The sequence below is a fragment of the Kitasatospora sp. NPDC033851 genome (assembly GCF_055576085.1).
This window is the reverse complement of the sequence record NZ_JBVIRL010000025.1, coordinates 107194-114307: the sequence shown is the minus strand read 5'-3', so window position 1 is coordinate 114307 and position 7114 is coordinate 107194. Positions and strand designations below refer to the sequence as shown.

9 protein-coding genes are annotated in these 7114 nt (G+C 69.2%); all 9 read left to right on the top strand.

Annotated features, from left to right (window positions below):
* The first annotated feature begins 1338 nt into the window (after positions 1-1338).
* The 9 genes from ACZ51D_RS34560 to ACZ51D_RS34520 all read left to right on the top strand — a co-directional run bounded on the left by ACZ51D_RS34560 (position 1339) and on the right by ACZ51D_RS34520 (position 6830).
* The gene (locus tag ACZ51D_RS34560) at positions 1339-1608 is read left to right on the top strand and encodes a hypothetical protein (RefSeq protein WP_360509962.1); all 270 of its coding nucleotides are present in this window, start codon (positions 1339-1341) and stop codon (positions 1606-1608) included.
* Positions 1609-1691: 83 nt separating this feature from the next.
* Positions 1692-2066, top strand: coding sequence for a hypothetical protein (locus tag ACZ51D_RS34555; protein ID WP_465664522.1), 375 nt, complete (start codon positions 1692-1694; stop codon positions 2064-2066).
* 213 nt (positions 2067-2279) lie between these two features.
* The gene (locus ACZ51D_RS34550; RefSeq protein ID WP_465664521.1) at positions 2280-2618 is read left to right on the top strand and encodes a hypothetical protein; all 339 of its coding nucleotides are present in this window, start codon (positions 2280-2282) and stop codon (positions 2616-2618) included.
* Positions 2590-3147 carry a DUF6573 family protein gene (locus tag ACZ51D_RS34545; RefSeq protein WP_465664520.1) on the top strand — a complete coding sequence of 186 codons (558 nt, stop codon included), beginning with the start codon at positions 2590-2592 and terminating at the stop codon, positions 3145-3147. Before ACZ51D_RS34550 ends, ACZ51D_RS34545 begins: the two co-directional genes overlap by 29 nt.
* 144 nt (positions 3148-3291) lie before the next feature.
* Entirely contained in the window at positions 3292-3498 is a 207-nt protein-coding gene (locus ACZ51D_RS34540) for a hypothetical protein (RefSeq protein ID WP_465664519.1), read from the top strand.
* A gap of 87 nt (positions 3499-3585) precedes the next feature.
* Positions 3586-3903, top strand: a complete 318-nt coding sequence (locus tag ACZ51D_RS34535; protein ID WP_465664518.1) for a hypothetical protein — start codon at positions 3586-3588, stop codon at positions 3901-3903.
* A 148-nt stretch (positions 3904-4051) separates the two neighbouring features.
* On the top strand, positions 4052-4267 hold the full coding sequence (locus tag ACZ51D_RS34530) for a hypothetical protein (RefSeq protein WP_465664517.1): 216 nt from the start codon (positions 4052-4054) through the stop codon (positions 4265-4267).
* Positions 4268-4459: 192 nt separating this feature from the next.
* The gene (locus ACZ51D_RS34525) at positions 4460-4984 is read left to right on the top strand and encodes a hypothetical protein (protein WP_360509955.1); all 525 of its coding nucleotides are present in this window, start codon (positions 4460-4462) and stop codon (positions 4982-4984) included.
* Positions 4985-5081: 97 nt separating this feature from the next.
* Entirely contained in the window at positions 5082-6830 is a 1749-nt protein-coding gene (locus tag ACZ51D_RS34520; RefSeq protein ID WP_465664516.1) for a ParB/RepB/Spo0J family partition protein, read from the top strand.
* Positions 6831-7114: the final 284 nt, after the last annotated feature.

Sequence of the window (7114 nt, the reverse complement as noted above, 5' to 3'; positions counted from 1 at the left end):
CGGGGGTGACGCCTGGCGGCGTCACCGTGGGTGGTTGTCCGAGGCTGCGCCTCGGGGCCCGGCTGCGCCGGGCGGGGGTGGCTAGGGCCATTCGCCTGCGGCGAATTCACGGGCAGGCTTTAGCCCCTGACGGGGCAGCACCTGAGGGGCGGTCGGCACGGGCCTGCGGCCCGGTCCCTCGGGTGCGTTGACGATGTGACGCGAATTTCGGGTACAGGGCCCCTCCCCCGGGGCCGTCCCCGCCGTTGACGATATGACGCAAAATCCCGGTAGCACCCCCTCCCCCTCCCTACGGTCGGGCAGCGTTCACGATGTGACGCGAATTCCCGGAACAAGGCCTCCCCCGACGAGAAGGAGGTACCCGGCCGAGCACCCGTTGACGATATGGCGTAAATCCCCGGTGCAGCGTCACACCCCGGGGCCGGAGGCCCCTCGGCCTCTCCCCCGGTCCGAACCGACGGCCCGGACGAGGACACGGTGAACCTTGCGCCGCACATTCTCGGAAGGGCCCCTCCACCGCCCTTGCCCGGCCCGGAACGGCAGGCACCACCCCGTACGGCACCACCAGGGCCGTGCAGGGCCCTCCCAGCCCCTCCCAGCGGCCCGGCGGGCCGCAACCCCCACACCGGGCCGACGGCCCGGCCCAGCACCGCCCCGGACCGGGCAAGGCAACGCGACCCAGCACCGGACCGACGGCCCAGCCCCCCGGACACCCTCCCCCGGGCCGACGGCCCGGCCAGACAGCCAGGACAGCCCTACGGCGGCAGGACGGCCACTGGCACCCCCACCAGGCGGGCCTGGGCCGCCGGACGCCCGCAACACCCAGAAGCCGGCCACCCCCCAGGGGTGACCGCCCAACACCAGCCCACCACCACAAGCAAGAGCATCACGACCAGCATCGCCGGAGGCCCAGCGAACCGCCCCCACCCGCACCGCCACCCCACCGGGGGGCGGCAACCCAAAACCAACAGCACGCCGCAGGCGCAAACCCCAACCGACCAACAGCCAACTACCAACTACCCAAAAGCAAAAGGAAAGGGGTTGTCGGAATTTCCGACCCCACACATACGGCCTCTGAGCTGCGAGGTTACCCCGGGAGGGCGAATACCGATGTGCTCATTAAGCACCCGACAAGGCACCCCAAGAGGTTGCCGACAAGGCACCCCACAAGACCGCTCACAAGACACAGGGTCGAGGCGGCGTGAGGAGACACGCCCAGATCAGGAGCCTTGCCACTCCCCTTCCGTGGCTCAGGTGTGATATTGTTGTCTTGTTGGAACGGGGCAGGCACTCCGTCCCGACACCCTTCGAACCACTCCCGAGACAACGGAGACGCCGATGACCGCTCAAGCACTTCCGCCGGAGCTGCTGATCGACGCAATGCTGATCGAGGCCGAGTACCAGGGCGCGCGGGAAGCCCTTACCGACCTGCTCAACCGGCGGAGGAGTGCGCTGTACAAGCTGTGGAGCTCCTGCAAGAACCCCAGCCTCATTGCGGCAAATCTGCCTACGACGATCAAGAAGGAAACCGTTGAGGCCGCCGTTGTGAAGCTGGCCCCGCCTCAGGATTTCGAGCTTCTGGAATTGTTCGAAATCGCCCACGCGTGACCGAACCGCCGGGCAGTAAATGGCATTACCGCCCGGCAAAACCCCTTCCGAACCAAACCACAAAGAAAGCCAAGGAGACTGAAATGTCCGCCACCGTCACCAAGGGCAGCACCAAGAACCACCGGGGCGAGTTCGAGTTCATGTACGTCAGTGCCATTCGCGGCGTGGGCGAGAAGGTCGAGCGAGTCATCCCGGGGGCGTCGGAGTGGATGCTCTCCGTCGCGACGCAGGCCGACGGCTACGGGGAGGTCGTGGAATTCTGGGAGGTTATCGGCCAGGAACTCCGGGACGACACGATCAAGCGCCGGGGGCAGCGCAAGGCCCGGCAGTTGGCCAAGGCCCGAGAGGCATTCGCCACCCTGGTTTCGGCGGTTGAGTCCGCCGCAGTCGGCGAGATGGAGAAGGCCGCCCGTTCGGCTCAGCGCGCGTGGTCGCTCGGTTGGGCCGGGGTGAACTAAACCCCTCCGGCGTGATGTAACGCCAATATAGTTTTCTGGTTGCCGGGGCGGTGTCCCGCCCCGGCAACCGCCCCCACACAGAACCCGCCCCGAAAGGACGTCCCCGTCATGACCGTTAACAGCGCGCCGACCACCCCCGCGAGCGCCTACCAGGTCGGCGACATCGTGCGAGCCGAGCAGAACTGAAATTCGAGATCAGAAAGGTTGGCAAGAATGTTGGAAATCGCCTGCCAGGAATGCGCTTCCGTCGGCTCATATCGTGCGACTTCTGGCGCATTCTTCCGCTGCCTTGAGTGTCGCCGTGAGCTGACCGCCGAGGATCTCGAACTAGACCCGGGGGAAATTTGGGTCGTCAGCAGGACCGGCATTCTCGGATTTGTTATCGACCCCGTCGAATCAATTCGAGAAATGTCTATTGCGACTGACGCATACTTGGGCGCGGAGGGTGATTCATTGGATGAATTGGAGGCTTTGCGGAGTTTCCATGATGCCGCTTTCAGGCTTCAGGGTGCACTGAGAGCGGGTGTCCCCTATCCGATCATGGAAACGTGACGCTGCGCCACGCTTCCAATCGTGCTCAAGGCATGATACTATTCTCTTGTTGGTGCGGCGAGAGGTACAGCCCACCGACTCCCTTCGAGCCAGAATCACGGAAGGTCACACGGATGACGAGCATGACGGAGCTGTTTGGCGAGCCGATCCACCAGTTCACCCGGGCCGACGCCCTACAGGCGGGCGAACTGGTGGAGGCCCCCAGGACCTTGCCCAGCAGGCCGGCTGGCGGTGGCCGGTGGCGCTGACCCGCGCCGCGTGGGGTGACTGCGTTGCGTGGAGCAGCGAGGACGACGCGAGGCACCCCGGGCACGGGCAGTCGGAGACCGGGCGGCTGTGGGACGTGCTCCGGATGGCGTTCTACGCGGTGCGCAGCGCCAACCCGGGCGTTCGGGCGGTCCCGTTCGAGGTTCTGCGGATTCCGGCGGAGGGCCCCAGCCGGGCGACCCGGGCGAGGCTGGCCGTTCACTGCGGCCCCGGGGACAGCGGGGAGCCTGTGATCACGATCATGCAGCCGGAGGAGAGCTGACCCCGAGGGCCCGCCCCGTAGGTGGCGGGGCCCACCGGTCACCCTCGCTTCACATCGTGCCCATGGCATGATATAGTTCTCTTGTTGGTCGGGGGCGGCACCCCCGGCCACCCCTTCCGAACCAGCGATCACCCGGAGGAACCGATGTCCCGGACCGACAACACCCGCCCCAAGGTGCTGGCGCGCCAGGACCGCCCCTGGCTGCCGGTCGGCGCGCTGTCCGGCAGCCGCCGCAAGCCGGCCCAGCGGGCGGCCCACAAGCAGGACCGCCGCGCGTTGCGGCTGGCCCTGCGGCAGGGGTGGGAGCCGCCGCTGCCGCAGCGGCGGCGCGTGGACTGGGACGTCCACTAGCCAGCCCACGCCGGTCCCGCCGCCGGAGCGCGGCGGGACCGAAGCCCGGCCCGCTTCGAACCCTTCGAACCACGCCAAGGAGAACCGATGTCGAACACCCCCACCACCGACCAGGCCGCCGACCCGACCACGCTGCTCCCCGAACTCCCCGACCCGACGGGCGGGGACGGGTACGACTGGATGGAGCTGGTCGCGGAGGCCGCCAGCGGCTGGCGGGTCGTATCCGGGCTGCAGGACGGTCGGCTGCTCGGCGAGTGGCCGTACATCATCGTGACCGTCTACCGCGACAAGGAGCAGGGCCTGTACGGGGTCGGCACCTACACCGAGGGCGACATCGAGGTGAAGGGCTTCACCGACCGCGCGGAGTACCTGGCGGCGCTCCTGTCGCACGCCGAGGAGGACTGACGGGCGTAGCCACGGTGTCGGGCGGCCGATTCCCACTCGACACCGTGGCTTACGTCTGATAAAGTTCTCTTGTTGGCGGGCGGGCGCCCCGGCCCAACACCCCCGAACCAACCCGAGACCAGCGATCCATACCGTCAGGAGACTCCAGGTGACCCCTTCGTCCCGCGTCAAGATCAACCTCGGCATCGGTAACACGCCGCGCACCATCCCCGAGCGCCTGCGCAAGGTGGCCGACGACCTGGAATCCGGACGGCCGGCCGACGCGGCCGCACTGCGCAGTGTCGTCGAGGATCTCGACGCGGCACTGCGGGCGGACCGTCGAGCCGAGGCGGGCGCACCGCAGGCCAAGCCCGGCCGCAGCTGAGCGAGGGTCGGACCCCGGACCCCGGGGCGGTGCCCCGGGGTCCGACCCGACGTGCGGCCGGAGCGGAAGGCGGGGGAAGGGGCGGCTCAAACCCCTCCCAATCATGCCAAAGACATGATATAGTTCTCTTGTTGGGACGGAGTGGGAACTCCGGCCCGCCCCCTTCGGATCAGCCCCACAGGAAGGCACACGATGCGCACGATCACCGTTCACCCGGAAGCCGCCGCCGCTCTCGCCCCGCTCGCGTTCGGGGAGTTCACCGCCACCGTCTGGGAGGACGGCGGATACCTGGCCGGGTGGCAGTACACCGTGCCCGGCTGCGCCTGCCTGGTGACCCTGTGGCCGGAGAACATGTTCAACGAGCCCGAGGCCCCGGACGAGTTCAGCCCGGTCGGCCCGTGGTCGTACATCGGCCGGTTCGACGTCGCCACTGCGGAGGGGCGCCGCAACCCCGGCGACTGGACCAACCCCGCCAACCGGGACGACCACCCGACCCCGCACCACGCCCTGTCCGAGGGCCTGGACGAGCACCGCGCGGTGTGCGCCGAGTTCCGCCAGGCCATCACCCGGTGCCTGGAGTGCGGCGACGCCAAGCAGGAACACGGCCACCCGGACAGCTTCCTGGGCTGCGACGACTTCCGCCCCGGCCGGGAGCCCGGCCGTCGCGACTGGGAGATCCGGCGCGAGGAGCGCGGCCTGTGGGTTCCCCGCGACTGAACCACCCCGCCGGGGCGGCGGATGGCACCGCCGCCCCGGCCCGCAGCGCCAGCGCTGCGCCCTTCGAATCAGCACCCCACCAAGGAAGGACCACACCATGGCCAGGACCAAGGTCGCTGCCGAGCCGACCAGGACCAGCGGTATCGAGTACTTCGAGTTTTTCGCGTCCCAGCTGATCGTCGACCCGTTCAACCACCGCCAGGGCAACGTCGCGCCTCCGTCCAAGCAGCTGAAGGCCAGCGTCGCCGAGGTCGGCGTTCGGGAGGCCGTCGGCGTCCGCAGGCAGGCCGACGGCACGTGGGGCGTCTTCAAGGGCCGCCGGCGTCTGCTCGCCGCCCAGGAGGCCGCCGACAAGGCCAAGGCCAAGGGCATCGACCCCAAGACCCTCCCGCCGGTGCCCGCGCTGGTCCACCACGACCTGACCGACGCGGACGACGAGACCCTGCTGCTCTCCCTGCTGGAGAACCAGTTCCGCGAGAACGCCACCAAGGCCGACGAGCTGCAGGTGGCCGAGCAGCTGGCCCTCATGGACGTGCCCGAGGCACGCCGCCGACGCCACGCCAAGGTCCTGGGGGTCTCGGCGGCCCAGCTCAGGGCCGCCAAGGGCGCGGCGAAGCTGAGCGAGGCCGACCGGGTCAACGCGCTGCACGCTGACTTCGACTGGGTCGAGATGGACCAGTGGCAGCAGGTTGGCGGCGGGTGGCGGGAGTTCCAGCGGCTCCAGGATGCCAAGCAGCGGGACGCCCGGTCGGAGAAGCGCGGTAACGGGGAGTGGCGGCAGACGCTCCAGGCGATCAAGGACGAGCAGGCCGAGGAGAAGAAGCGGCAGGCCGTCGCGGACGAGCTGCGCGAAGCCGGGGTGGCGGTGATCAGCTTCCCTTGGCAGTGGCTGGGCAAGAGCGCCCAGCCGCTGACGCACCTGCTCACGGCGCTGGGCAAGCCGCTGACGGCCGAGGTGCACTCGCAGGTGTGCCCGAGCCACGGCGCGACCGTCGACCCGGACACGCTGGAGGTGATCTACGTGTGCACCAACTGGCACGCCGAGGGCCACCTGCCCACCAAGGAGTACGCGGAGGAGCTGGAGGAGGCGGGAAAGACCCCGGTCGACCCCGAGGCCGAGAAGGCGAAGGAGAAGGCCAAGCGCGCGGGCACCGCCGCGTGGCGCTCCGCCCGGACCGTCCGGCAGGAGGTGCTGCGCGCCGCGATCGCGGAGAAGAACCTGCCGGAGGCCGCCGACGCTCTGACCGAGCGAACGGTCATGGGCCACGCGAAGTGGTGGTTCAAGTCGGTGGCGTCCGGCCGGACCGAGGTGGCCGCGTTCCTGCTGGGCGTGCCGGACCCGAACGAGGGGCGCGACCAGTGGCAGCGGGCGGAGGACCCGTTCGCGGAGCTGATCTCCGCCGGCCCGAAGACGCGCCGCAGGCACCGCATGTTTGCCCGGGTGGTGGCCGCGATCGAGTTCTACGTCATGGGTGACAAGGAGTGGCTGGAGCCGACCGAGACGATGGTCACCTACCTGCGGTTCCTGGAGGAGACGTTCGACTACACCTTGGCCGAGTGCGAGCGCCAGGCGATCGCCGCGTACGAGGCCAAGACGAAGCAGGACGACAAGGACGCCGGTAGCGAGTCGGCCGACGCTGACGACCAGGACGACGACGCCGACGACCACCAGGACGACGACAGCGGATCGGCAGAGGAGAGCAGCCCCGCGCCGGAGGCGCAGCCCGAGGCCGCGACCGCCCCGGAGGCGCAGCCCGCCCAGGAGGGCGGGGCGGCTGAGGGGGGCGAGAGCCCAGACGAGGCCGAGATGGAGCAGCCGAGCGGGGGCGTTCCGCCCCAGGGCTGACAGTGAGACTGGGGGCGGGGTCGCGGACGCGGCTTCCGCCCCCAGCCCGACCGGAGAAGACGAACGGCGGTCCGCCCCGCCATGAGGCGGGACCCCCTGTCGAGATGACAGCAGGCTGGCGCGGACCGCCATCGGCGGCAGGTTTCGACGCTGCCGCACCCTTCGAACCAGTACTCACAAGGAGACCGGTTGCGAGGTTTCAGGATAGCGCGGCGGGTGATCGGTCCGTGACGGGTGGATCACGCTTGCCAGCGTGACTCATAACTGATATAGTTCTCTTGTTG

Coding starts and splice junctions, on each gene's coding strand:
- ACZ51D_RS34520 (WP_465664516.1), top strand. CDS start 5,082: ATGGCCAGGACCAAGGTCGCTGCCGAGCCGACCAGGACCAGCGGTATC.
- ACZ51D_RS34555 (WP_465664522.1), top strand. CDS start 1,692: ATGTCCGCCACCGTCACCAAGGGCAGCACCAAGAACCACCGGGGCGAG.
- ACZ51D_RS34550 (WP_465664521.1), top strand. CDS start 2,280: ATGTTGGAAATCGCCTGCCAGGAATGCGCTTCCGTCGGCTCATATCGT.
- ACZ51D_RS34560 (WP_360509962.1), top strand. CDS start 1,339: ATGACCGCTCAAGCACTTCCGCCGGAGCTGCTGATCGACGCAATGCTG.
- ACZ51D_RS34540 (WP_465664519.1), top strand. CDS start 3,292: ATGTCCCGGACCGACAACACCCGCCCCAAGGTGCTGGCGCGCCAGGAC.
- ACZ51D_RS34525 (WP_360509955.1), top strand. CDS start 4,460: ATGCGCACGATCACCGTTCACCCGGAAGCCGCCGCCGCTCTCGCCCCG.
- ACZ51D_RS34535 (WP_465664518.1), top strand. CDS start 3,586: ATGTCGAACACCCCCACCACCGACCAGGCCGCCGACCCGACCACGCTG.